Here is a 22,094-nt window from a genome sequence, read left to right as displayed (position 1 = left end):
TTGTTCCCGCCGTGGAGGTCATCCGACGTCGAGACGCAGGAGGTCCTCCTCCGTCTCGCGCCGAACGATGACCCGGGCCTCGCCGTCCTTCACGGCGACGACGGGCGGCCGGAGCACATGGTTGTAGTTGCTGGCCATGGACCGGCAGTACGCCCCCGTGGCCGGGACGGCGATCAGGTCGCCCGGCGCCAGGTCGGCCGGCAGGAACGCGTCCTTGACCACGATGTCCCCGCTCTCGCAGTGCTTGCCGACGACGCGGACGAGCATGGCCTCGGCGTCACTCGTCCGGGAGACCAGGGAGACGCTGTACTCGGCGTCGTACAGGGCCGTCCGGATGTTGTCGGACATGCCGCCGTCGACGGAGACGTACGTCCGCAGCCCGTCCAGCGGCTTGACGGTGCCGACCTCGTACAGGGTGAAGGCGGTCGGCCCGACGATCGCGCGCCCCGGCTCGACGGAGATCCGCGGCGTCCGCAGCCGCGCGGACTCGCACTCCCGCGTGACGATCTCGTGGAGCGCCTTGGCGATCTCGTGCGGCTCCCGCGGATCGTCGTCACTCGTGTACGCGATCCCGAGCCCGCCCCCGAGGTCGATCTCGGGCAGCTCGACCCCGTGCTCGTCCCGGATGTCCTTGAGCAGCCCGACGACGCGGTGGGCGGCGACCTCGAACCCCGACATGTCGAAGATCTGCGACCCGATGTGCGAATGGATCCCGATCAGCTCCAGCCCGTCGAGCTGCAGCGCCCGCCGCACGGCCTCGGCGGCCTGCCCGCCGGCCAGCGGAATCCCGAACTTCTGGTCCTCATGGGCGGTGGCGATGAACTCGTGCGTGTGCGCCTCGACGCCGACGGTGATCCGGATCTGCACCTTCTGCCGCTTGCCGAGCGACTGCGCGACATGGGCGACCCGCACGATCTCCTGGAACGAGTCGAGCACGATCCGCCCGACACCGCTCTCGACGGCCCGGGTGATCTCCGCCACCGACTTGTTGTTGCCGTGGAAGGCGATGCGCTCGGCGGGCATCCCGGCGGACAGAGCGGTGGCCAGCTCGCCCCCGGAGCACACGTCCAGATTCAGCCCCTCTTCGTCGAGCCACCTCACGACGGCACGCGAGAGGAACGCCTTCCCCGCGTAGAAGACGTCCGCGTCGGCGCCGAAGGCGGTGCGCCAGGCCCGCGCGCGGGCGCGGAAGTCGGCCTCGTCGAGGACGTAGGCCGGGGTCCCGTACTCCTCGGCGATCGCCTTCACGTCGAGGCCGCCGACGGTCACGACCCCGTCGTCGTTCCGGCTGACGGTCTGGGCCCACACCCTGGCGTCGAGGGCGTTGAGGTCGGTGGGCGGCGCGGAGTAGTGCCCCTCGGGCAGGACGTCGGCGTGACGGGGCCCGGCGGGATGGGCGGAACGGCTCATGACGTGACTCTCAGACTCTCTGTCTCTCCGGGGCGCATCTGCTCTGGGTGCCCTCAGAGATGTTCGGGTGCGTCGATGCCGAGCAGGGACAGGCCACCGGCCAGCACCGTCCCGGCGGCTTCGGCAAGAGCCAGCCGGGCACGGTGGGCGGCCGAGGGTTTCTCCTCGCCGCGGGGCAGCACGGAAGGCAGCAGGGGCAGCACGGCATCGGCAACGGTGACGAGATGCCGGGCAAGCCGGTCCGGGGCACGGTGGGTGGCGGCCGCGGCGAGGATACGGGGGTGGTCGGCCAGGGGGGCGAGGAGGGCGCGGGGCCGGCTGGGGGCGGGGTGCGCCGCCAGGGGAGCGAGCCGCCGGGCCTCGACGGGGTCGGGCTGCGGGCCGGGGTCGACGGGGTCGGCGGTGACGCTCGGTGGGCCGGGGTCAGCGGACTCGGCGGACCCGACGGACCCGACGGACCCGACGGACCCGACGGACTCGACGGACTCGACGGACTCGACGGCGAAACCCAGCGGACCGGGCTCGGCGGCGAAACCCAGCCGGGCGGCGTTGCGACTGACGGACCGGATGCGGGCGTGGGCGTACCGGACCCGGAACAGCGGATTGCCCTCCCGCTGCACCAGATGGTCGGCGGTGATCCGGGGCCGGTCGTGCGGCGCGGGATGGAGCAGGGCCCACCGGGCGGCGTCGGGCCCGAGCGGGGCGGGGTCCTCGGCCGCGGGCACCGGCCGCAGATTGACCGGCTCACCGTGCTCGACGGTGGCGCGCCCGCCCTGCGTGGCGACGATCCGTACGACGGCGTCCGCGACGACCTCGGCCCGGACCTCGTACGGCACCCGGAGCGCGACGACCTGCCCGGCGAGGGCGTCACCGTGCCCGTACTCGGCGCCGCGGGCGCGGATCTCCCGGACGAGCCCGGTGACGGGGTCGGCCTGCGCGTCGAGACTGATGTTGAGGAACCCGGGCCCGGTGACGACGACGTCTCCGATGCCCTCGGCTTCGGCGAGACGGCTCCGCAGAATCTCGGCGACCTTGAGCGGCGGCACCCCGGCCGGCCGGGCGAGCTGCAGGGCGACGGTGGTGGCGTAGTCGCCGCACCCCCCGGGCCCCGGCTCCTTCACCACGACCCGCTCGGGCACGCTCACACTCAGCTCCCCTTCATCGACAGCACGACGCACCGCGCGCAGCACGGTGCGGGAGAGCTCGACGGGGGTCACGGGACAAGCGTAGGGGAGGAGGGGGGTGGGCAGGCGAGGTGGTTTCGGCTTGTGGGACGGGCGGGGCCGGGCTGTGGTCCGAGCCGGGACCGCCGACGCGGAGACGGACCCCTCCACGGACCGGGGCCGGCGCCTCCACGGACCGGGGCCGGCGCCTCCACGGACCGGGACCGGCACCTCCACGGACCGGGACCGGCACCTCCACGGACCGGGGCCGGCGCCTCCACGGACCGGGGCCGGCACCTCCACGGACCGGGGCCGGCACCTCCACGGACCGGGGCCGGCACCTCCACGGACCGGGGCCGGCACCTCCACGGACCGGAGACGGCGCCTCCACGGACCGGAGACGGCGCCTCCACGGACGGGGGCCGACGCCTCCACGGACCGGAGACGGCGCCTCCACGGACGGGGGCCGGCGCCTCACGCGGTGACGGCACGACGACGTGCCGCCGTCACAGGACGGACGGACCTACCCACCGAAGGAGATGATCCCACCCGAGACACCGTCGGCGACCTCATCAGCGACGGGATCGTCATCCCCGTCACCCTCACCGCCCGGCTCACCCCCGGACTCGCCACGCGCGCTCTGCCCGGGCTCTCTTCCCTCTCCCCCGCGCGCCTCCCCGCCTCGCGCCTCCACCTCGCGGCCTTCTCCCCCATGCTGCCCCGACCCGTTCCCGCGCTCGATCAAGTGCTTGACGAGCTGGACGAGTTCGGCGGGTTCGAAGGGCTTGGCGAGGAAGGCGTCGACGCCGACGTCGAGGCCGGTCTCGACCTCGAACTGCGTGCACGCGCTGATGATGGCGAGGGGCAGATGGTGCGTACGGGGGTCGGCGCGGAGCCGCGCGGCGGTACGCAGCCCGTCGAGCCGCGGCATGACCACGTCGAGCGTCACGACGTCGGGCCGCACCTGATGCACGACATCCAGACACTCGGCACCATCGGCCGCGGTCACGACCTCTAGCCCTTCCAGCTCGAGGTTGACCCTGATCAACTGCCGGATGACCTTGTTGTCGTCCACAACAAGCACCCGGCCCGAAGCGCCTGGCACAAGTCGAGAGTAGGTCCGGACCGGCCACCGCGTCCGGGTTTTCCCCACTTCCACCCCCTACAGGGGACCCACCCCACCCGACCCGGGGAAACGGATTCCTGATCACCCCGCCGGACCTGCTAGTGTTCTACCCGTCGCCAGGGAGCGCAGAGCCCCCAACCGACACGCCCCCGTAGCTCAGGGGATAGAGCAACGGCCTCCGGAGCCGTGTGCGCAGGTTCGAATCCTGCCGGGGGCACCTCGAAGAAGGTGCCCAAAGACCCCGCCACCAGCGAGAACGCTGAGGACGGGGTCTTCGCGTATGTGCAGCCGTATGCGGCCCGGAGCGGCCGTATGCCGGGGTCTGTGGACGAGGCGTGGACGGGATCTTGGGGCATCGTCGCAGGTGACGAGGCTCGCTCGGGTCGAGCGGAGGATCGGCGACGGGCCGGACCTCAGCCATCGTCCCGCAAGGATCACGGAGCTCGACACCGCCGCGGAGCCCTTGAGCGCCTGCTCGCCGCAAAACGCGGCCGCCGGCTCAATGTGGCCAGCAGTGCAAAACACGCCGACCGCGAAGGGGCTCCAGAAGACATCGTCGGCCGTAGCGTCCGGCGTATTGGGACATGACAAGTCGAGCCCCCGGATCTCGGAGGACCCGGGGGCTCAAATCGTTCTCCAGGGGCGCTGCTTACTTCTTGCTGCTACACGCCCAGTCTCGGAGCCTCTCAATCATGCGAAGTACGTCTGCTCGACGACCGGCGCCCAGAAACGGCCAACAAACCCACGTTGGCGTCATGGCAACGATGACGAGCACCAGGGCAACCTGGCCGACGAACCTCACAAGGGAGGGGCCACTGAACATACTGAAGAACAACGACACGAGTTGCCACATAGGGTCCAAGGCGGAGCGCAACCTCTCTTCGAAGCGGCCCAGATGTTTCCGAGCCTGAAGCTTGGATGCGTCGACCCAATTGGCTATTGACCCGACTCATCCGGAAATGTTGATTTCCATAAACTCCACCTCTCTAGATGAGCGAACAGCGATAGTGCCCCATTGGGACCCGCTCGCCAACTCGATGCCGTCTACACCGTACCAACACATCTTGTTCACTGGGAAGTTACTCGGCGGACGAGGCAGCTGACGGCTAGTGAGGGTTGATCCGAGGTCTCACGCTCTAGGACTCGAGAGCCGACTGCTCGCCGCCGGCCTGAAGGCCGCGATCCCTTGCGCTGGCAGCACTACTGGAGACAGACCCACCGGCTGCGAACAGGCCTTTCTGACCGTCGAACTGAGCACTCCTAGAGCAGCCGTCTGTCGGGGCTTGTACGCTCAGCCGCGTGCACTACGGGGTTGCCCACGGGCGCCCATGAAGGCCACCAGCATCCCGCTGAGGCCACCAACTCAGGCCCGAGTCCAGGCCTGGCGATGGCGGGCGACGCTGTACACCTGCTCAACCTGCTCGGCCGTCAGCACGCCTGAAAGCGGCGCCAGGGCCGCTACTTGGCGCTCCTGGTACACCCGCACGCTGAGCTGCGTGGCGGCCACCTTCAGCTCGGTGACGCCAACAAAGACGAGCACCGGCTCCACCGGTACAGGAAAGTCGCAATAGTGCTCAAGCACTCGGACTACTCGCTTCGCTTCTGCTCGACTCTTCCGTGCGTAGGGCGCCGGCTTCCCATGATCGACTTTCACGGAATCGTCTCCGACCCACACGGCGCGCTTGTGGTGGTGCTTCGTATTGATGCTGAACACCCCACCAGGCCCTATCAGCAAGTGATCGATGTCCACGTTGTTGGTCAAGGGGATGGAGTGCAGGACACGCCAGCCGTGGCGCCCTAAGCGGTTCAGCTCGGCCCCCACTCGCCGCTCCCCCGCCAACCCCAGTCGCCAGGAGTCCCACTCCGTGGGTCGCCGAAGGAGCCGCGAGACGACTCGCTCCATCAGCCCCATGCCAGACTCATCTAGCTTCTTGTGCAGCGCCGCCCCCGGAGAGTTGGAGGCCAGGTCGTCGCCCGGCGTCAGAGGCGGCAGCACCGGACGCGCTTCAGTGTCGGGCGTCCTGTCTGGCGGGACTGTCTCGCTGAGGTTCTGTAAGTGCTGTGTCAGCTGGGCGATCACGTCGTCGCGATACTCGGCCCGCAAGACCGTGATGTCCCCCGTCCTGACGTCCGCCCAACCGACCGCGGTGCCATCCGTGAGGTTGGCGTACAGGCGATCATGTCCATACCGCTTCCAGCGGGTGACGTGCAGCTCCACAAGACCCCCCTGTGCTCTCGCAGCGACGTTGGCGCCATGGCAGCAGCAAGAGAGGCGAGGCCACAAGACCGCAGGGCGAGCGACGCGGGGCAGCTCGCCCTTTCTGGTGGGAGCATCGCCGCAGCTAGGGCATGCAACGAGGGAGGCCCCAGGCAGCATGCCTAGGGCCTCGGTGTTGGGTACAGGTTGTCTCACTCGTACTCGCGGAGCAGATCCTCGATGCGCCGGTTGGCGACGTCCTGCCGTCCGTCAAGGCACTTCGCATAGCGGGTCAGCAGGACCTCAACGCTGTTGCCGGCGCGCTCGGCGACTTCGGTGGGATCCACTCCGGCATTCAGCCACGTCGACAGCGCCGAGTGCCGGAGGTCGTACGGCCTACTCGCGAGCGGCGAGGCCGCGACGGCCGGCGGAAGCGCCAGAACCCGGGCCTCTTGCCACACCCTGTAGTACGTCGAGGACGGGACGACCGAGCCCTTCTCGCTGAAGAAGAGCCGCCCGTCTTCCGCCGTGCCGAACGTGGCCAGGTGATCGCGCAGGACAGCGACGAGCTGGGGCGGAATAGGCACACGCCGAACATCCTCGGCAGGCCGGTTCTTGAGCCCTCGGTCGTCATGGGTCTCCCCCGAGTCGGTCCACCGCTTGCCGACCGACGGACGAGTCCGGTGGAGCAGCGCCGTTCCCCAGCCTTGCCCGGGGAGAACGAGATCCGTCTCCACCAGGCCGACCGCCTCAGCAGGGCGCAGACCACCGAAGTACATCGCCGCGAACAACCCGACGAGGCGCCGGCCGCGAGCACGCCGGTAGCCGCCCACGTAGCTCACTGCCGCCAGGAGATTCCGAGCCTGCTCGGGGTTCGCGACAACGCGCGGATCGACCTGGTTCGAGACCTTGGGCTTCTGCCAGCGGACAGCCGTGATCGGGTTCTCACGCAGCTCCCCCAGATCGACCGCGTAGTTGGCAGCGTTGACGAGGGCCCGCCGCTTTCGCCGTACGGTCTCAGCAGCTGCCGCGGTCCCGTCGAGCTTGAGCTTCAGCCCGTCGAGCACCGCACGGGCCGTTGCAGGTTCAGCGAGATCCGCCAGCGGCCGGGACGCCTTCCCCACCCAGTGAAGAACGTCCTGGACGTCATCCGGGACTTCTCGATCGTTCGGACCCGGCAGCACGAAGGCCCAATTGCGTAACGCCCTGCGGATCTCCTCGTCGGACGGCCGTCCAGCGCGCTCCATAAGTAGTTCCATAGTCACGCTCGTCAGAGATTCGTTGATCCCATATCGCGTATTCGGTGCAGCATGGGGCCACTTCATCACCAGGTACTTGAGCGCAAAGGCGTACCACGACAGAGGGGACTTCTTCTGCTCCATCGAGGCCGGGAGACCGGTCTCCGTATCGAACTCTTCGCCGCCCCGCATGGCACTCATGAGCTTCGCTCGGTAGTGATCAGCTAGCGCCTTGGTACGGAATGAGTCCGAGAAGACGTTCCCCGCGACAGACCAGCGGACGCCGTACGAGGGTGTCTTGGTGTCCCGCTTGCGCACGCCCCAGACCTTGACGTCGAGAGACTTCACGCAGCCGCCTCCAATTCCCGGAGCCACGAGGCGAAATCGCTGCGCCAGATACGAAGCTCACCGTTGGGGAGCTTGAACGCGGCCGGCCCCTCCCCCAACTCGCGCCAGCGATAGAACGTCCGGCGAGAAACGCCGCCCAGCTCGTCCAAGACCTGGCGCACAGTCATCAGCTCGTCGCGACGGGCTTCCATGTCGGCTCTCCTTCCGTTCCGGGAGCAGGTTCGAGGGATGCGGCGAGCCAGGCTTCGGCGCGGGACAGGCCGGTACCGGCGAAGACCCAGTGAGCGAGGACGAGCGTGGTCTCGCCGTCCTGCGGGACTGGTGGAGCCGCTTGCGCCCGGCGCCAGTCGGCGCGCGCGTCACGGAGTGCACCGAGGGTGGTGGAGTAGCGCCGGGACTTGGTGGAGAAATGGCCGCGGAAGCCGAGCATGTGTGCCCAGGCCCGCAGGCGGAGGTCGGCCAGATCGGGCCGCGCGCCGAGGGTCCAGGCCGTACGGATGAGGCGTCGGGCGTGGTCCGTGATTCGGGCTTGGGCCAGCTCGGCGAGGAACCTGAGCGGCCGGTCCAGGGTGCCGGTCGCCGTCTCGGCGCCCTTGGTGGCGTACTTCGCGATGTACGCCGCTACGGCCCGCTCCGTCAGCTCCTGGCCGTCGTCGAAGTCGGCGGAACGGATGGGGCGGACGTCGAGCTGACGGCCGAAGACGAACGCGTGCGACCGGCCGTCGATCCTCGGTCCGTCGATGTGTGCAGCAGAGGCCGCCGCACGGATGGCGTCAGTCAGCAGCTCGCTGGTAGCCCAGGCCGGCGGGGCCGTGTCGCCGCCCTCCGGACCGTCGAGGCGGATGACCGCATGGAAATGGACGGCTCCCCGCTTCTGGTACTCCGCGACCTTGGCGAACGAGATGCGCGCATGATGACGGAAGGCGCGTTGAGTGAGCCCGGCCCGCCTGGCGACCTCGCGGCGGAGGTAGATCGAGAAGCGCTGCCACAGGGCCCCGGCGTGCGCGTTCCAGAGCACGGCCGCTTCGTAGTCGTAGGTGTCGTGGTCGAGCGGCGAACCCAGGGCCGGGTCCGTCTCGGCATGCCGGATGCCGCAGCGGCAGTCCCGCCCACCGGAGGGGCGGTTGTGGACCGGGCCGAAGCTGGGGGCGGTGAAGGTGGCGAAGACCCGTGGGTGAGTTCCGACCTGTTCCGGCGTGCCCTTGCCGCCGCGGAGTCCGGCAGTGATCAGGTGATAGGTGTCGCGGCGGTAGGTTTCGGCACAGGCCGCGCAGCGGGTCATGCGGCGGTTGTTGCAGCGGACGAGGAGCTGGCCGGCGGGGAGCGAGCCGGAGTCGAGGTGATGCAGGACTCGGCCGATCTCGCCAGTGGTCGGATTGACCTCGTATTCGGTGCGGTGGCCGTCGAGGCGTACGGGGTTGGTGCAGCCACCCAGTCCGGAGAGTTGGCGGCCCAGCTCGGGCATGGTGCCGAGCGAGGCCAGCATGGAGAGTTCCGCCAGCGGTGGCGGAGTCTGCCGGGTGATGATGGGAGTTCCTTTCGGCTGTTTCTGCGGTCGGGAAGGGACGGCCCCGGGGCGACGGGATGCTTGGCGGCGTTGCTGCCGCCCCGGAGGCCGGTCAGTGCTTGTGCGCGTTGGCGACGAGAGAGCGCAGGACCACGGCGGCGATGGCCACGGACACGGCGGAGATCGCGACCGCGGCCAGGAGCGCGGTCAGCACGATGCCGACGACGACCACGGCGGCGACCGCGCCGACACCGATGCCCACGTACGGGGCCACGGGACGGCCGGCGGAGGGAGCCGGAGCCTGTACCTGCTGAGACGTGACCGTCGTGGTCGGCAGTGTCGGAATGTCGGGCAGCTTGGGGCGGAGCATGGCGGACCTCCATGTCACTTGTGGGTGCCGTTGACGACGCCGACCCCGGAACGGGTGCCGGACTCGATGGCAGGGGCGAGGAAGGTGTGGGAGAGCCAGAAGCCGAACAGGGCGATCACGACGGCGACCCAGAGGCGGACGCCGAGGAACTTGATCGCGGCCCAGGCGATGACGCCGAGGACGAAGACGAGCGGCAGTGAGACGGTCACGGGCTCTCCTCAGCGGACGGCGCAGCGGTGCGTGCGGGCGGCCAGCTCGGCGGCGGCGCGGCTGTCGTAGTCGGTTGAGAAGCCGCAGCGCGGAGCAGTGCAGGCGGCGGTGTGTTTCTCGCGACCGCGGCCGTCGTAGTACGTGGCGACTTGGACGGGGCCGATGCGGACGACCTTGCGGAAACGGCGGTTGGGCGGCATTAGCGGACCTCCTTGTCGGTACCGCCGGTGAAGTCGGTGACGTGCTCGGCAAGCCAGTGCAAGATCTCGTCGCCCTCGTAGCTGTCGGCGGTGAGGATCACCGGCTCGGCGATCAGGACGGCTTCGGTGAGGCGGTTCTGGCGGGTCAGCTCGGCGGCGCGTTGCAGCGCGCGGAGCGTGGACGGACGCATGAAGGGGAGTTCCTCCGGGTCAGGTGAGTTGAGATGCGATGGCTTCGGCCAGTGGCAGCGGGACGCCGAGCCGGGCGCGAAGAGTCGAGGTGTCGATGGCGGTACCGGTCCGTGCGCGGTGTTCGTCGGCGACCTTGCGGGCCAGGGCGACGAGGGCGGGCGGGACGGCAGCTGTCGAGGGCGGAGCCGGTACGGGTTCCGCAGCGGGCAGTTCGGGGGCCGAGGAAGCAGCCGGGACCGTGCTCTCGCCCTGGCCCGGTGTCTCTTCGGGCTTCGGGGAGCCGTGGACGAGCAGGGTGCCGCCGAGGAAGGCGACGGCCGGCCATCCGGCGACGAGGATGCGCAACCATGCCGGTACGACGGCCAGGTCGAGGAGTCCGGCCGTGGCGACGTTGGCGCCGAGCGACGCGGTCAGCGCGACGACGAACCAGCACCAGGCCGCCGCTTTCGTCCCGCCGGACCGGAGCCGTCGCCAGGCGGCGACCAGGAGCAGGTCAACGCTGATCGGGTAGGCCCAGGCCTTCCACCCGGCCTGTCCGGCAGCGGCAGCGAGGTCATGGAGATGGGCGAAGGACAGGGCACCGGCAATGACGGCCTGGACCAAGACCGCGTCAGCGCGTAGAGCGGACCGGGCCATCAGGGCGCCTTTCCGGAGTAGTCGCGGTCGTCGTCCTCGCAGAGGGGGCGCATGTCGGTTGCTCTCCCTTCTTCAGGCATGGCGGGGGTAGGGACCTGGCGCGGGACGGCCGCGCCGGCCGTGGAGTGGCGTGGGCTTCTCGGGACCGAATGAGGGGCGGTGGTCGGCCAGAGGCCGCTACGGGTGTGAGCGGGACCTACGGCCGGAAGGACGTCAGCGCAGGTACGTCAGGGACGAGTCGCGCCGACTTGCGGCATGCGGCCGCAGCATCGGCGAGAGACAGGTACGGGGTACGGATGCGGGACCAGCCGCCCGAGGTGTCTCCGGCGACAGCAAGGCCGGGGCTTTCTGCGGCGATGGCGCAGGCGGCGATGGGTGCCTCAGGGGCGATGTCGCCCAACGCCATCTTGGCGGAGGCTTCGTCATTGACTCGGTGGCAGACGCGCCCGGAGAGCTGCGCGCGGAGCATGGTCGCGCCCTTGCCCAACTCGGCGCCGAAACGCTGTCCGCACACCTCCAGATAGATTCCGGCAGCACGGCCGAGCTGGGCGAGGCGGATGAGCTGAGTGACCATCTCGTCCCGTCGTTCCTCCTCCTTCCGCGTGGCGACGAGGAAGAGTTCGGCCACCTCATCGATGAACAGGACTATGGGAGCGGGACGTTCGCTCTCGGGCAGACCCCAGACGTCCGAAGTGATCAGCTCATCCGGAGTGCCGGGCGCGATGCCCTGCCGCGCTTTGATCAGGTCGTAACGGTCCTCCATTTCCTTCACGAGCACAGGCAGCAGATCGGCCGCCTGCTCCGGGTCGGTTGCCAGAGCGGAGAGCCGAGAGGCGAACGGCGCCAGCTCGACCCCGCGCTTACAGTCGATGCCGACCAGGACCACGGGCTGAGCCGCCAACCCGGTGAGCAAGTTACGCAGGAACATGGACTTGCCCGACAGCGTGGCCCCGAGGACGAGCTCATGCGGTACAGCTCGGTAGTCGCGAAAGAAGGCTGTCGCGTCCTCCCGCAGAGCCACCGGCACCCGCAGAAACCCGCCTTCGATCCGGCGAGGCATCCGCACCTTCCGCAGGACGTCAAAGCCCACGAGCCGGAGTTCGACGACGCCGGGCTTGATGTCGCGGACGTACACGGCGTGGACGCCCCAGGCGTGCCGGAGCCGTTCAGCCGAGGCCGCGACGTCCGCCGGCTCCTGCCCCGGAGCCAGCCGCAGCCGAATCCGCAAACCGGTCGCAGTGGGCCGGATCAGGCCCCGGCGGGGCGGGACGGGCCGGATCTCACGTCGAGTGGTCGCCTTGAGGGCAAGCGCCCGCCACCGGGGTGGCTCAACCGTCAGACCGCACGCGTCCATGGTCGAGGAGTACGAAGCCACCAGCCGGGCTACCGAGACCGGCAACCTGACTGTGGACCAGTACGCCGCCGGATGAGCGTGCCGGACGTAGGCCGCACCGCCTATCGCGGCGAGCGACCCGCCCAGCTCGGACACCGTCACCAGCGTGGTCACGCCGATCAGCCCGCCTGAGCCATCGGGAAGGCGCCCGACGTGACGGCGGTGGCCCGGTAGGCGATGCCGTGCCGCTGCTGGCCGTTGAACACACTTTCCCAGGGCCGGGCCACCAGCCCCGGGAGTGCGACGGGAGCGCCGACGGTCAGGCCATCCGTCACGCCGCTCTCGGGGATGGTGACCTGGATCAGCGACGACTCGCCCTCGTCGATGTAGACGACGCCGACGGTCATCAGCGCCTCCCCCGTCAGGGCGTCCTTGGCGACCTCACCTGTCTGCCGGTCGCGCACCTTCGGCGCGGGGGATTCGGTCAGCAGGATCGTGGCGGACGAAGCGTCGATGCGGATCACACGCACAGAGAATCTCTCCTTCGAAGTCGATCAACCTGCCACCTGACAAGTTGACTTAGCAAGTTCGAAGCTAGGGATGCCAGGTTGACTTGTCAAGTGAGAACGGGGGCCAAGTAGCCCCCATCCGGGCTCAGTTCAAGCGATAGGTGTCTTCGAGTTCCTGCCGGTCCGCAGGAAGCAGCACGTCAGAGACCTGCAACGCCTGCCCCGAGGCATCACGGGCGATGACCAGGACGCTGAGGACGGGTACGCCCTCGGGGAGGTCGAGAAGGCCGGCCTCCCCCTCTTCGGGAAGTCGGGCCGAGACCCGTTCCGTCACGTGGTCGAAGCGGACCTTCTTCCGCGCCTCCACGTACTCACGGAGACTGCCGCCCAGGACGTCACTGCCCGCCAGCTCGGTGCCGTCGACCAGATCGGCGGGGAAGTAGGACGAGACCAACTCGACAGCTTCGCCGTCCTCTTCGATGAGGAAGCGACGCATGAGCACCTTGGCGCGCTTCGGCAGGCCGAGCACGGAAGCGACGCGGGCAGGAACAGGGACTTCGCCGACCTCCACGAGGCGACCCGGAGCGCGCGACTCGTCGCGCTCCAGCACGTCCCGCCCTCTGCGGTCCTTCCGTTCGGCGGCGGCCGGGCGGCCGCGCACGATCGTGCCGTAGCCCTGGCGAGACTCCAGCCAACCGTCCCGCTTCAGCAGCTCCAGCGCCCGAACGACGGTCGGGCGGGACATCCCGAAGGCCTGCACCAGCTGGTTCTCACTGGGGACCCGGGTGCCGGGCGGATACGTACCGTCCTCGATGCGACGCTGGATGGTCTGCGCGAGGCGTACGTACTTGGGTGCCTCCACCTCATACGCCATGAACGCCGCCCATCGAGATTGGCCAAGTCAACTGGTCAACCAGACTAGCGACACTCCCCGTGCCAGGACAGACAGGGTCGGGCATCTCTCACGACGGCCAGGCATCGGCCATCGTGAACGACACGACCGTCCCGCCGAAGCCACTCGGACCGGACCGCCATGAGTCGGCGATGGAGTCGACCAGAAGCAGACCACGTCCGTGGGCTTCGGTGGCGTCCGGCCGGCGCAGCCGCACGTGCGCCGGGAAACCCGGGTTGTGGACTTCGACCCGAAGCGAGGTCCCATCCCGGAACCACTCCACCCGGACGAGCCAGGGTTCATCCGACCGGCCGTAGAAGATGGCGTTGGTCACCAACTCCGAGATCATCAGCAGACAGTCGTCAACCGAACAGGCCGGGTCGTACGGGGCGATGAATTTCTTGAACCAGCGTCGCGCCCGGGGCACCGACTCGGGGGTCGGGTGCAAGGTCATCGCTCCGAGACGGGGCGAATCCGGGCATGGGTCACGGTCCAGCGTGTAGGCCATCCGTGCTCACTCCTTGCCGGTGCCGTCGCAGTCGAGGCACCGTCGCTTCGATGTGGCACGAGCACGGTCGTTGACGGTGGAGAGCGCCAGCGTCGTACGCGAGCTGACGCGCTTCCAACCCCGCCCCCGGCAACTCCGGCAAGCTAAGTGCGCGTCCTGTTCAGGCCGCCGACTCGTCACGCCGTGCCCCCTTCCAGTAAGTGGCCTTGGCCACTTACTGGATAGTGGCATTAGCCACTCGCGCCGTGCAAGCGGTTCGACGCAATCAGACCAAGCCTCAGGTGAGCGGGTAGCCCTGTTCGAACGCCCAGCGGTGAGGCGGGTACGTCGCTTCGGCGAACTCCAGGGGACGATCCTGCAGGTCGAAGACGACGTGATGGACGATCAGAACGGCGGATCCATGCTCCAGCTGGAGATCGGCCGCTTCATCGTCAGTCGCGGTGCGAGCGCACATGCGGTCTTCGGCGTAGCTACCTTGACGTCCCGTCATGTTCTCGACGTACATGAGGGTGCCCTCCTGGATCCGCTCAGGATCCATGAGCTTGGGCGCCTTCTGGCCGACCTCGGGAGCGAACCACGAGGTGGACAGCGTGATGGGGCCATCCTGGTTGTTCGTGACGCGCCGCCGGTGCACGGCCCGCCGGTCCTTGGTCAGCCCCAGGGCCTCAGCGACGTGGTCCGGCGCCTCAAGCCAGCCGGCTGACGTGATGACCGCGTACTCACCAGAGGTGTAGATCTTCCCGGTCTGACGAGCGCGCCCGTACAGCTCCCGTGCCCTCCGGTTGACCTCCAGGCTCCGGACGTACGTACCCGATCCCTGCCTCTTCTCGACCAGGCCCTGATGACTCAGCGCCTCCAACGAGCGGGCAGCGGTCGGCCTGGACACCTTCCAGTCCGCCGCGAGTTGCCGTTCCGAGGGGACTTCGTCCCCCGGTCGCAGGTCCCCTCGAAGGATCTGGTCACGGATGAAGTGTGCAATCTGGAGATACTTCGGCTGAGCCTCCTCGATCTGAGGCATGCTCCCTCCCTATTCAACTGGCTATGGCCTCTAGCCACTATAAGGTGAGTGGCCAACATTGAAACCCGTACGCTGATGACATGACGCGGTTGATCGTCGCAGCAGGAGGAGGTGGCGACGCAGTCGCCGCCGCAATGCTCAGCGCCGCCCTGTACGGCGACGAGGACCAGGCGGTGATCCTGACCTACGCATGGGATCGCCTCCTCATCGACCCAGTGCCGGGTCCACGGGGAGCCCGCGACTTCACCGGCCTCGCGCGGATCACCCCAGCAGTCTCGGCAGTGCCGGCCGACGCCCGCGCGATCGCTCCCGCAGGATCCACCCTCCCGCAACTCGCGGCGGAACTCCCGCACACCTTCGCTCTGCTCGACCCGCACCAAGGCGTGGAAGGCGTCACACGCCAACTGGAAGAGCTGATCACCCACTTCGAGCCGGAGTCGATTGATCTCCTGGACGTCGGCGGCGACATCCTTGCGCGAGGCGACGAGCCCACGCTGAAGAGCCCTCTCGCCGATGCCGTCACCTTGGCCGCCGCCTGCCAGGTGAACGCGTCGATTCGCCTGCTCGTCGCCGGTCCCGGCCTGGACGGCGAACTCTCCCCGGACGACCTCCGCCCGTTGCTCGGCCCTGTCGCTCACACTCTCACCGCCGACGACGTGGAGCGGATCAGCACGGTCCTGGAGTGGCACCCGTCCGAGGCAACCGCGATGCTCGCCGCCACGGCCCGAGGAGTACGGGGCACCTGCGAGGTCCGCGATGCCGGCCTCCCCGTGGCACTCACCGACGAGGGCCCCAGGGTCCACGAGGTCGACCTGGACGAAGCGGTGAACCGCAACAGCTTGGCCCGAGCCATCATGACAACCGCCCTCCTGGACGAGGTCGAGGCATACAGCCGTGAGATCTGCGGCTTCTCTGAGATCGACTACGAGCGCAACAAGGCCGCGTGGCTGAAGGACCAGCCGCCCTTGAAGCTCGACAGCGAAGCCGTGCTCCCGCGGCTCGACCAGTTCGAGGAGGAGGCCCGCCGCCGCGGAGTCACCCACACGACGTTCCGCCACATCACCGAGGCCCTGAACCTCAACGGCTCTCAGCGCCATGCTCTGCGCCAGCTGCTCATCGGCAGCCGGCCGGAGCAGTACGACGCGCCCCTATGGCGCATCACGGAAGTGCCCAGGCTCAGTTGAGTCTTGATGGATTCATGTCGGTTGATCCTTCTCGGTTCACAGTGCCTCGTATCGCATCGTTGGCCGGATAATCGACGTACCGCGCCGATTCCAGCGTTGAGCCGAGCTCACGCGAGACCGGTGAGGGGCGCGCTGGGTTGCCAGGAGACAGGCAGGACGACGTCGACGCCGTCACGGCGGGCCAGGGGCAGCAGCCTGCGCATGGTGGTGCCAAAGTCGTCGAACAGATAGGACATGGGACGCAGTGGCCGATCCAGGCCGAAGAAAAAGTCGTCCCAGTGCACCAAGATGACCCGCTTGGCCCCGGTCGCGACCACGACCTCGTCCCAGTAGGTGTGGAGGAACTCGGCGGACTGTTTGCCCAGCATGCCGACGCCCAGATAGATGACGTCGACATGGTGACCACGAAGCGCGCCGGGCTGGTAGTTGGCACTGGCTTGCAGTAGCACGCGGCCGCGGGGGTGAGTGACGAGCACGGAGTAGGCGGTGCCGGTCTTCCAGGCACCGGCGCGGGCCGGCGGCACCAAGGGCCGGTCAACGGTGCCTGGGTAGTGGTCGCCCGGGCTGTGCACGGAGTCCAGGAAGGTCAGCGTGAAGCTGCCATAGGTGACGGTGTCGCCATCGCCGACCACCCGCAAGGACGACTCGGGGACCCCCAGGCCGCGTCCGATGTTGGCGGTGGACTCTGACCCGACCAGTTCGGCGCCAGTCTCCAGCGCCCACACCGGTGCGTCGAGGGCGTGATCGTAGTGGGAATGCGCGCACATCACGGCGGCGAGGGTGTCGGCCTGCAGCCGCTCGATGGCGGCACGGACCAGCGAGCGGTCCGGGGCGATCTTGCCCACTCCCACTCTCAGCATCCTCGGGCGGGTGATGAACCCGTCGCTGAGCACCGAGGTCTGTCCGTCCGACAGCAGCACCGAGCTGGTGCCCAAGAAGTGAGCGATCAGCCCCTCACGGTGGGTTGCAGCGCGCTGCTGGTAAGCCAGGTAGGGCCGCAGACTCGGGCGACCGATCGGCACCTTCATACGAGCATCCTCGGCCCGCAGGGGCAGGAGAGCCAGCGCAGGACCTCGTGTGCCCTCTCACAACGGTCCATTCTGTGAAGCCCCGTCAAGCATCTACCGGGATCGGACAGCATCACGACGAAGCCTGAGTAACAACTTTCTCTACGGGTTCAAGTGCCCGCGCGAGGCGCGGGCTGGCCCCAGGGTCCGGCCCCCCACACGCCTACGGCGCAGGGGGCCGGACCCTGGGGCCGCAGCATGCTACGGCCCCGAGTCGAGACCTGGACGGCAAGCCGCGGTCAGAACAGTGCCTCCGGCGGGGGATCGGCCGGCACCGGGATGGAGGGGGCGCCGGCGCCGACTGCAGGTCTGTCGTGGCGGCTGTTGGGGGCTCCCATCCCGCACACCGTCGACCCAGGCAGAGCCGAGCAGACGCGGCCCATGGCGTCCAGGTCGTTCGTACAGTGGCGCGCTCCACCTGGACGCCATGAACCACGCCCGCTCCACGGTGTGTGGGTCGACGGCGTACGGGATGGGAGCTGGGGAGAGTGGTGGGTGCAGGAAGTGCGCGCTCGCTAAGCCTGTGGATCAAGGGGCGCCAGATGGCCGCCAAGGGTCTCTCTGGCAGTCTCAATGAAGCGGCGTTGAGTATTGACCCGCTGGTCAGTGAAGGTTGTGAAACCGCCGCTGGTGACATAGAGCGGATGCTCGCCAGTGTTCCCGGCGATCTCTTCAAGGGTGTCGCACTCCTCAGCAACCGCAGCGGCGAATGCGCGAGCCGCTTCGGCAACAGCGGGGGGACCCTCTAGCAACACGGCTGGAAGAGCCTTCCACAGTTGACGCGTCAGCTCGACCATCTGCTCGATCTTTTCGGCGGTGATCGAAGGCCCGGGTTCGATCCAGATGAAGTCCATGTGCTGATCGACCTGCACTGCCAGATCGAGGAAGCGGACGTACACGTCCCGGCGAACCTCTCGCTGCCGGGTGGCGCGCTGCTCGGCGCGTTCTTCGCGAGCTTGCTGTGCCTGTTCCCTTGCTTGCCGTCCAGTGCCCCAGAAGGCGAACCCGCCCGTCACCGCGCCAGCCGACAGCGTGGATACGGCCGTGATCAAAGCGACAGCTACCGTGTCATTCACGGTCGTCAGTGTGCCGTGCCACTCTCGTGCCAGAACGGACGGGGACTCACGGGGAACCGCGGTACACAGTGGTGAGTTCCGACGGGCTCTGCCCGAGCTAGGAAATCCGCAGGTCACACCCATGATCGCCCAACCTCGCTCCTAAAGCGGGGATCGGCTTTGGGCTACGTTCTTACATCCGTCGCTCGCTGGAAGAAACGCCACGGTGGTGCGCTCTGCGCTGGCAAGATGGGGCAATGGTTCGCAGGCCGTACCCCACGTACCGTGATCAGACGTATCCCGCGACAGCAGCAGTATGGAGGGCCCTACGAGAGCTCCGTCCAGAGCCGCCAGGGTATGCGGGTAAAGGCCCGCGCCAGAAGCTGTTCAGCGCAGCACTGGAGCAGTCGGAGCAACTCTTCACCGCAGCTGCCTCGGTTGGGCCGGCTTCCAGGCCCCTCGTACTCTTCTACGGTCTGAGCCAGGCCGGAAGGGCCATCGCAGCGTGTGCACCCGTCCCCGCCGACAAATGCCGTCTGAACGGCCACGGAATCGTCGCCGCCCAGATGGACCAGTCAGACCTAGGCTCGGTCACCGTCAAAGACAAAGGCGCAGCGGGAACGCAGTCGTTCACTCAAATTGCCGCGATGCTCGGATCACGATCACTGCCTGAAGAAGCCCGTCTGGCGGACGTGTGGGCGTCGATCTTGGAAGTGAGTCTCTGGCCGTTGCAATCGACAACGCGTCCGCAACTCTCAGTCATTAGAGAGACGCATCAGGTAGATGCGAACACCTTGCAGGCGATGGTGTCCGGCTTGCCTGGAAACCTTCAAGACCACGCGAGCCCGCAGGACCGTGAGCAGGCCGTACGTGAGTGGCTCGCCGACTATCCGTCGTTGGCGGGGTACCGCTTCCGGTCGATTGGCGCCATCCCTGACAGCAGGCCGGATAGCTGGGATCCGATGCAAGGCACTATCGGCTGCCGCCTGGTGTGGGACGTGGTAGGCGGAGAGGAGATCGCCAAGCGTAGGTTCGAGGACATCGCGCCATGGAAGGGGCGCAGCCTCTCAGACTCCACCCGAGTGATCCACGCGCGATTCGGCGGTGACGACCGCGTGCTCCACCCTCTGTTGGCCTGGTGGGCGGTGCTCTACGCGCTATCGATGCTTGCTCGTTACCAACCAGGCCAATGGACTGCACAGATCGACGTGAACCGCAGCAAGGATGCTGTAGCGATCGAGTACCTCTTGGACAGCGCCCTTGCCGCGGTGCCTGAGTTGATCCTCGCCGCGATCGACGAGGTGACGGCCTAGTTCCGAGCCCCCGGATAGTGGCCCACGCTGAGTGTCCAACTGCGTGACAACGCCGACGGACGGCGACGGACAAGTGCGGACGCCTGCGGACCATCGGCGCAGGTGAGAGACGCAGCAGCCCAAGGCAGCACCCCCACCCCAGTTACTTCGGGACAAAGAGGTCATCGCCTAAAGCCCTGGATGCGCGGCAGATGGGCGCTGCGGTGGGGTGGAGGAACTCAAGGCCGAGCTCGGGCGCCGGGTGAACGCCGCGCTTACCCAAGCACGGTGGTGTAGGCCGCCCTACCTAGCGCAGCGATTCGCTGGTCACTGCTCGGGCGGCGTAGACAATGGGCCAGCACACGATGGGGGCGCCCGCACCTCTTTCCGGACGCACCGCTCTGGTTCCAATCCTGTTCAGCCTGAACCTCGTTGCGGCGTAACCTCAACACATGACGTCCACCATCACGGACATCCAGACTGTGCCCTTGGACACGAGCCTCAAGTGCAGTGTGCACACCGAAGGCAGCGAGAACTGCAGCGATTGGGTCTACGCGATCGTGACGTACGACGACGCGAGGTCTACGGGAAACAGGTGGAACGTTTGCCGGAGATGGCACGACACCAACCCTGACGCGGTTGCCTGGCGCCGAGCGAGGGAGGGCGAGGCACGGTCAGTGGCCGTAAACGCATCTGCTGCCGCATCTGGATCAGTAGTGATCACGGGTGACGTCGGCCATATCACCATGAATCGCCTCAATCCTGAGGGCCTTAAAAAGGAATCCAGTCTTGCGGCGCAGCGGCAGAAGTTCCACTTCGACTTCCTGAACCACACGCTGAAGCAGGCCGAGTGGACGTTCCGGTTGAGCGTGTGGTTCATGACGGGCGGCGCGCTGGTGATCCTGGCCGGTGCGGTCTTGGCACTGGTCCATGCCGGGAACCCGGATATCAGCTACCTGCCGCTCGTCACGAGCCTGACCGGCGCGCTGATCACGGTCGGCGGCGGCGCGCTGGCGCTGCACTCGAAGCGCACGATGGCTAATCTCACCAAGGCGGCCGAGGACAACGAAAGCAAGATCGACATTGATCACAAGCTTGAAGTGGCCACGACGTTCATCGACCGTGTCAGAGACTCGGAGGCAAAGGATCGCCTCAACTCAGCAGCCGCTTTGAAGGCGCTGGGCATGGAGGCTCAGCCCGAGATTATGGTCAACCGGTTGCTTCCCGAGCAGGCCAAGGAGATCGAGCCTGGCGACTCCGCCCGTTGAGCAGCACCAGGCCACGGGCGGCGAATATCCCGTGGTCTGTCGTGTGCAAAGTCAGCATGACTGAGGCTGGTCGGGGCGCAGCGAGGCACACGCTTGCCTGATCGATCAGCGCACCGACCGTCGTGGCTGACTTTCGTTGGCTAAGGTCCAGAGGCGTCTCATCTAAGGTGCCGGCCGTCAGCCGTGCGCGGCGGAGCTGGGCCGTCCCTGGGCCGTCTGAGGCCGATCGACAGTGGCCAAAGACGACCAACGACGGCCACTAAGCGCACGGGCCCACCGCCCCTCACCAGCAAAGACCCAGCTCCCCAAGATCCCCGACAAGACCCAGGGCAAGAAGACAAGTCTTGACTCGCCCATCGAGACTCCGCCAACCGCAAGTTCAGTGGACCACTGCGACAGGTCACAGCCTGCTAATTCCGCGCCTCCTTTCCCCAACTTCGACAAGCACATCAGCAATAGTGAAGTTTTCTAGAAGGGTTGAACGCAAAACAGACAAGGAGGATCGGATTTCTTCCAGTTGCCTACGCGGTTGCCGCTCATCAAGGTACCGCACCACGATTGCATGCACATCTCGCCCCCAGGAATCATGAGGTAGCGCATTCTCCCGCCACCGGTGTTCAGCTTCCCGTAGGAGCCTATCCACAGCCCAGAGGTTTTGCGATACTCTCCGCGCCTGCCCCTCTCGGAGAGGCGGGATTCTGGATGCCCATGCATCAATCTCCGCTTGGGAAGGGCCGAGTGGTAGATCACCCACATACATGATTGTGAACAACGTGTCGAGAGCACCTTGCTTAACTCCAAGCAAGGGAACTAGTCGGTTGTACGCCTCGGGTTCAATGATCTGCACCACGGCAGATCTACTGTCCAGGAGGAGACGGACATAGAGGAGATCGTCCCGTTGCCGCTCAACCAGATGCCTTACTCGCCTGGGATATTCTGGACCTCCGCCTTCAGTTCCATCATTCGCGTAGCGGTCTATGGAAGCCGCATAATTCTCCAGGTGTTGAATGATGTCCTCGGCAGTGACCATCAGTTGGTTTATCTGCGCGCAGAGCAGAAATAACTCGACGCCCAACTGCCGTCGGCGCTTGTCCTCACGCATTCCCCTAATGCCAGGAAAGCCGTTAACTAAGGCATCGATCAGGGTTTTAATAATTTCAATCATACGACTATCCTCCATCAGATCTTCCTGTCGAGGAAGTAGCTTCGGGAAAAATGTCCGGCTGCGACAGGACCACCCTTGAGCCGTGCGAGGCCGGCCATCGTCACGGGCTCGCCAACGCGGGTTGCTCTGGTCGACGGTACAAGCCCGTAGCGTGGCTGAGACCAGTGGGAGTGCCCCGAGGCACACCTGTGCGTGATCGGTCGGCG

Annotated in this window: 23 protein-coding genes and 1 tRNA gene; 4 read left to right on the top strand and 20 right to left on the bottom strand. The window is 67.3% G+C overall.

Annotation, left to right across the window (positions count from 1 at the left end):
* Positions 1 to 18: 18 nt before the first annotated feature.
* The 3 genes from lysA to ACIHEJ_RS24460 all read right to left on the bottom strand — a co-directional run bounded on the left by lysA (position 19) and on the right by ACIHEJ_RS24460 (position 3,726).
* The gene (gene lysA, locus ACIHEJ_RS24470; RefSeq protein ID WP_400138710.1) at positions 19 to 1,410 is read right to left on the bottom strand and encodes a diaminopimelate decarboxylase; all 1,392 of its coding nucleotides are present in this window, start codon (positions 1,408 to 1,410) and stop codon (positions 19 to 21) included.
* A gap of 53 nt (positions 1,411 to 1,463) precedes the next feature.
* A complete protein-coding gene (gene nrtL / locus ACIHEJ_RS24465) occupies positions 1,464 to 2,627 on the bottom strand; it encodes an ArgS-related anticodon-binding protein NrtL (RefSeq protein ID WP_400138708.1) in 1,164 nt (387 codons plus the stop codon).
* A 469-nt stretch (positions 2,628 to 3,096) separates the two neighbouring features.
* Complete coding sequence (locus ACIHEJ_RS24460) at positions 3,097 to 3,726, bottom strand: response regulator (RefSeq protein ID WP_400138877.1); 630 nt, start codon at positions 3,724 to 3,726, stop codon at positions 3,097 to 3,099.
* Between the two features lie 118 nt (positions 3,727 to 3,844).
* Between ACIHEJ_RS24460 and ACIHEJ_RS24455 the strand changes: the two genes are divergently transcribed.
* A tRNA-Arg gene (locus tag ACIHEJ_RS24455) sits at positions 3,845 to 3,916 on the top strand.
* Positions 3,917 to 5,062: 1,146 nt separating this feature from the next.
* Here the strand turns inward: ACIHEJ_RS24455 and ACIHEJ_RS24450 are convergent.
* From ACIHEJ_RS24450 to ACIHEJ_RS24385, 14 genes are all read right to left on the bottom strand, one after another.
* Positions 5,063 to 5,917, bottom strand: coding sequence for a nuclease-related domain-containing protein (locus ACIHEJ_RS24450; RefSeq protein WP_400138706.1), 855 nt, complete (start codon positions 5,915 to 5,917; stop codon positions 5,063 to 5,065).
* A gap of 191 nt (positions 5,918 to 6,108) precedes the next feature.
* The gene (locus ACIHEJ_RS24445) at positions 6,109 to 7,482 is read right to left on the bottom strand and encodes a tyrosine-type recombinase/integrase (RefSeq protein WP_400138704.1); all 1,374 of its coding nucleotides are present in this window, start codon (positions 7,480 to 7,482) and stop codon (positions 6,109 to 6,111) included.
* Positions 7,479 to 7,673, bottom strand: coding sequence for a helix-turn-helix transcriptional regulator (locus ACIHEJ_RS24440; RefSeq protein ID WP_398791992.1), 195 nt, complete (start codon positions 7,671 to 7,673; stop codon positions 7,479 to 7,481). Before ACIHEJ_RS24440 ends, ACIHEJ_RS24445 begins: the two co-directional genes overlap by 4 nt.
* Entirely contained in the window at positions 7,649 to 8,968 is a 1,320-nt protein-coding gene (locus ACIHEJ_RS24435; protein ID WP_400138702.1) for a replication initiator, read from the bottom strand. Before ACIHEJ_RS24435 ends, ACIHEJ_RS24440 begins: the two co-directional genes overlap by 25 nt.
* A gap of 133 nt (positions 8,969 to 9,101) precedes the next feature.
* Positions 9,102 to 9,359: a SpdD protein gene (locus ACIHEJ_RS24430; RefSeq protein WP_398791996.1), complete on the bottom strand. Its 258-nt coding sequence runs from the start codon at positions 9,357 to 9,359 to the stop codon at positions 9,102 to 9,104.
* Positions 9,360 to 9,373: 14 nt separating this feature from the next.
* Positions 9,374 to 9,568, bottom strand: a complete 195-nt coding sequence (locus ACIHEJ_RS24425) for a hypothetical protein (protein ID WP_154823309.1) — start codon at positions 9,566 to 9,568, stop codon at positions 9,374 to 9,376.
* A 9-nt stretch (positions 9,569 to 9,577) separates the two neighbouring features.
* Positions 9,578 to 9,769 (bottom strand): mobile element transfer protein, encoded by a 192-nt coding sequence (locus tag ACIHEJ_RS24420; protein WP_366013900.1) that lies wholly within the window; start codon positions 9,767 to 9,769, stop codon positions 9,578 to 9,580.
* Positions 9,769 to 9,960, bottom strand: a complete 192-nt coding sequence (locus tag ACIHEJ_RS24415; RefSeq protein WP_400138700.1) for a hypothetical protein — start codon at positions 9,958 to 9,960, stop codon at positions 9,769 to 9,771. The genes ACIHEJ_RS24420 and ACIHEJ_RS24415 overlap by 1 nt, the downstream gene beginning before the upstream one ends.
* A gap of 19 nt (positions 9,961 to 9,979) precedes the next feature.
* Positions 9,980 to 10,597 carry a DUF2637 domain-containing protein gene (locus ACIHEJ_RS24410; RefSeq protein ID WP_400138698.1) on the bottom strand — a complete coding sequence of 206 codons (618 nt, stop codon included), beginning with the start codon at positions 10,595 to 10,597 and terminating at the stop codon, positions 9,980 to 9,982.
* A gap of 196 nt (positions 10,598 to 10,793) precedes the next feature.
* Positions 10,794 to 12,104, bottom strand: a complete 1,311-nt coding sequence (locus ACIHEJ_RS24405; protein ID WP_400138696.1) for an FtsK/SpoIIIE domain-containing protein — start codon at positions 12,102 to 12,104, stop codon at positions 10,794 to 10,796.
* Between the two features lie 5 nt (positions 12,105 to 12,109).
* Positions 12,110 to 12,460: a hypothetical protein gene (locus ACIHEJ_RS24400; protein ID WP_400138694.1), complete on the bottom strand. Its 351-nt coding sequence runs from the start codon at positions 12,458 to 12,460 to the stop codon at positions 12,110 to 12,112.
* Positions 12,461 to 12,584: 124 nt separating this feature from the next.
* Positions 12,585 to 13,313 carry a GntR family transcriptional regulator gene (locus ACIHEJ_RS24395; RefSeq protein WP_400138692.1) on the bottom strand — a complete coding sequence of 243 codons (729 nt, stop codon included), beginning with the start codon at positions 13,311 to 13,313 and terminating at the stop codon, positions 12,585 to 12,587.
* A gap of 88 nt (positions 13,314 to 13,401) precedes the next feature.
* A complete protein-coding gene (locus tag ACIHEJ_RS24390; RefSeq protein WP_400138690.1) occupies positions 13,402 to 13,839 on the bottom strand; it encodes an ATP-binding protein in 438 nt (145 codons plus the stop codon).
* Positions 13,840 to 14,116: 277 nt separating this feature from the next.
* On the bottom strand, positions 14,117 to 14,857 hold the full coding sequence (locus ACIHEJ_RS24385; protein ID WP_400138688.1) for a GntR family transcriptional regulator: 741 nt from the start codon (positions 14,855 to 14,857) through the stop codon (positions 14,117 to 14,119).
* An 80-nt stretch (positions 14,858 to 14,937) separates the two neighbouring features.
* Between ACIHEJ_RS24385 and ACIHEJ_RS24380 the strand changes: the two genes are divergently transcribed.
* The gene (locus ACIHEJ_RS24380) at positions 14,938 to 16,041 is read left to right on the top strand and encodes a DUF1152 domain-containing protein (RefSeq protein WP_400138686.1); all 1,104 of its coding nucleotides are present in this window, start codon (positions 14,938 to 14,940) and stop codon (positions 16,039 to 16,041) included.
* A 107-nt stretch (positions 16,042 to 16,148) separates the two neighbouring features.
* Here ACIHEJ_RS24380 and ACIHEJ_RS24375 read toward each other — a convergent pair whose 3' ends face one another.
* On the bottom strand, positions 16,149 to 17,069 hold the full coding sequence (locus ACIHEJ_RS24375) for an MBL fold metallo-hydrolase (RefSeq protein ID WP_400138684.1): 921 nt from the start codon (positions 17,067 to 17,069) through the stop codon (positions 16,149 to 16,151).
* 554 nt (positions 17,070 to 17,623) lie between these two features.
* On the bottom strand, positions 17,624 to 18,184 hold the full coding sequence (locus ACIHEJ_RS24370) for a hypothetical protein (protein ID WP_400138682.1): 561 nt from the start codon (positions 18,182 to 18,184) through the stop codon (positions 17,624 to 17,626).
* Between the two features lie 236 nt (positions 18,185 to 18,420).
* Here ACIHEJ_RS24370 and ACIHEJ_RS24365 point away from each other — a divergent pair, with 236 nt between their 5' ends.
* Positions 18,421 to 19,476, top strand: coding sequence for a YaaC family protein (locus ACIHEJ_RS24365; protein ID WP_400138680.1), 1,056 nt, complete (start codon positions 18,421 to 18,423; stop codon positions 19,474 to 19,476).
* A gap of 431 nt (positions 19,477 to 19,907) precedes the next feature.
* Positions 19,908 to 20,723 carry a hypothetical protein gene (locus ACIHEJ_RS24360; protein WP_400138678.1) on the top strand — a complete coding sequence of 272 codons (816 nt, stop codon included), beginning with the start codon at positions 19,908 to 19,910 and terminating at the stop codon, positions 20,721 to 20,723.
* Positions 20,724 to 21,123: 400 nt separating this feature from the next.
* Here the strand turns inward: ACIHEJ_RS24360 and ACIHEJ_RS24355 are convergent, their stop codons facing one another.
* Positions 21,124 to 21,903, bottom strand: a complete 780-nt coding sequence (locus ACIHEJ_RS24355; RefSeq protein ID WP_400138676.1) for a hypothetical protein — start codon at positions 21,901 to 21,903, stop codon at positions 21,124 to 21,126.
* Between the last annotated feature and the right edge of the window lie 191 nt (positions 21,904 to 22,094).

The organism is Streptomyces sp. NPDC052301 (assembly GCF_044593395.1).
Lineage (GTDB): Bacteria > Actinomycetota > Actinomycetes > Streptomycetales > Streptomycetaceae > Streptomyces.
Note: the sequence above shows the minus strand (reverse complement) of the source record. Positions and strands in the feature narration are given on the sequence as shown.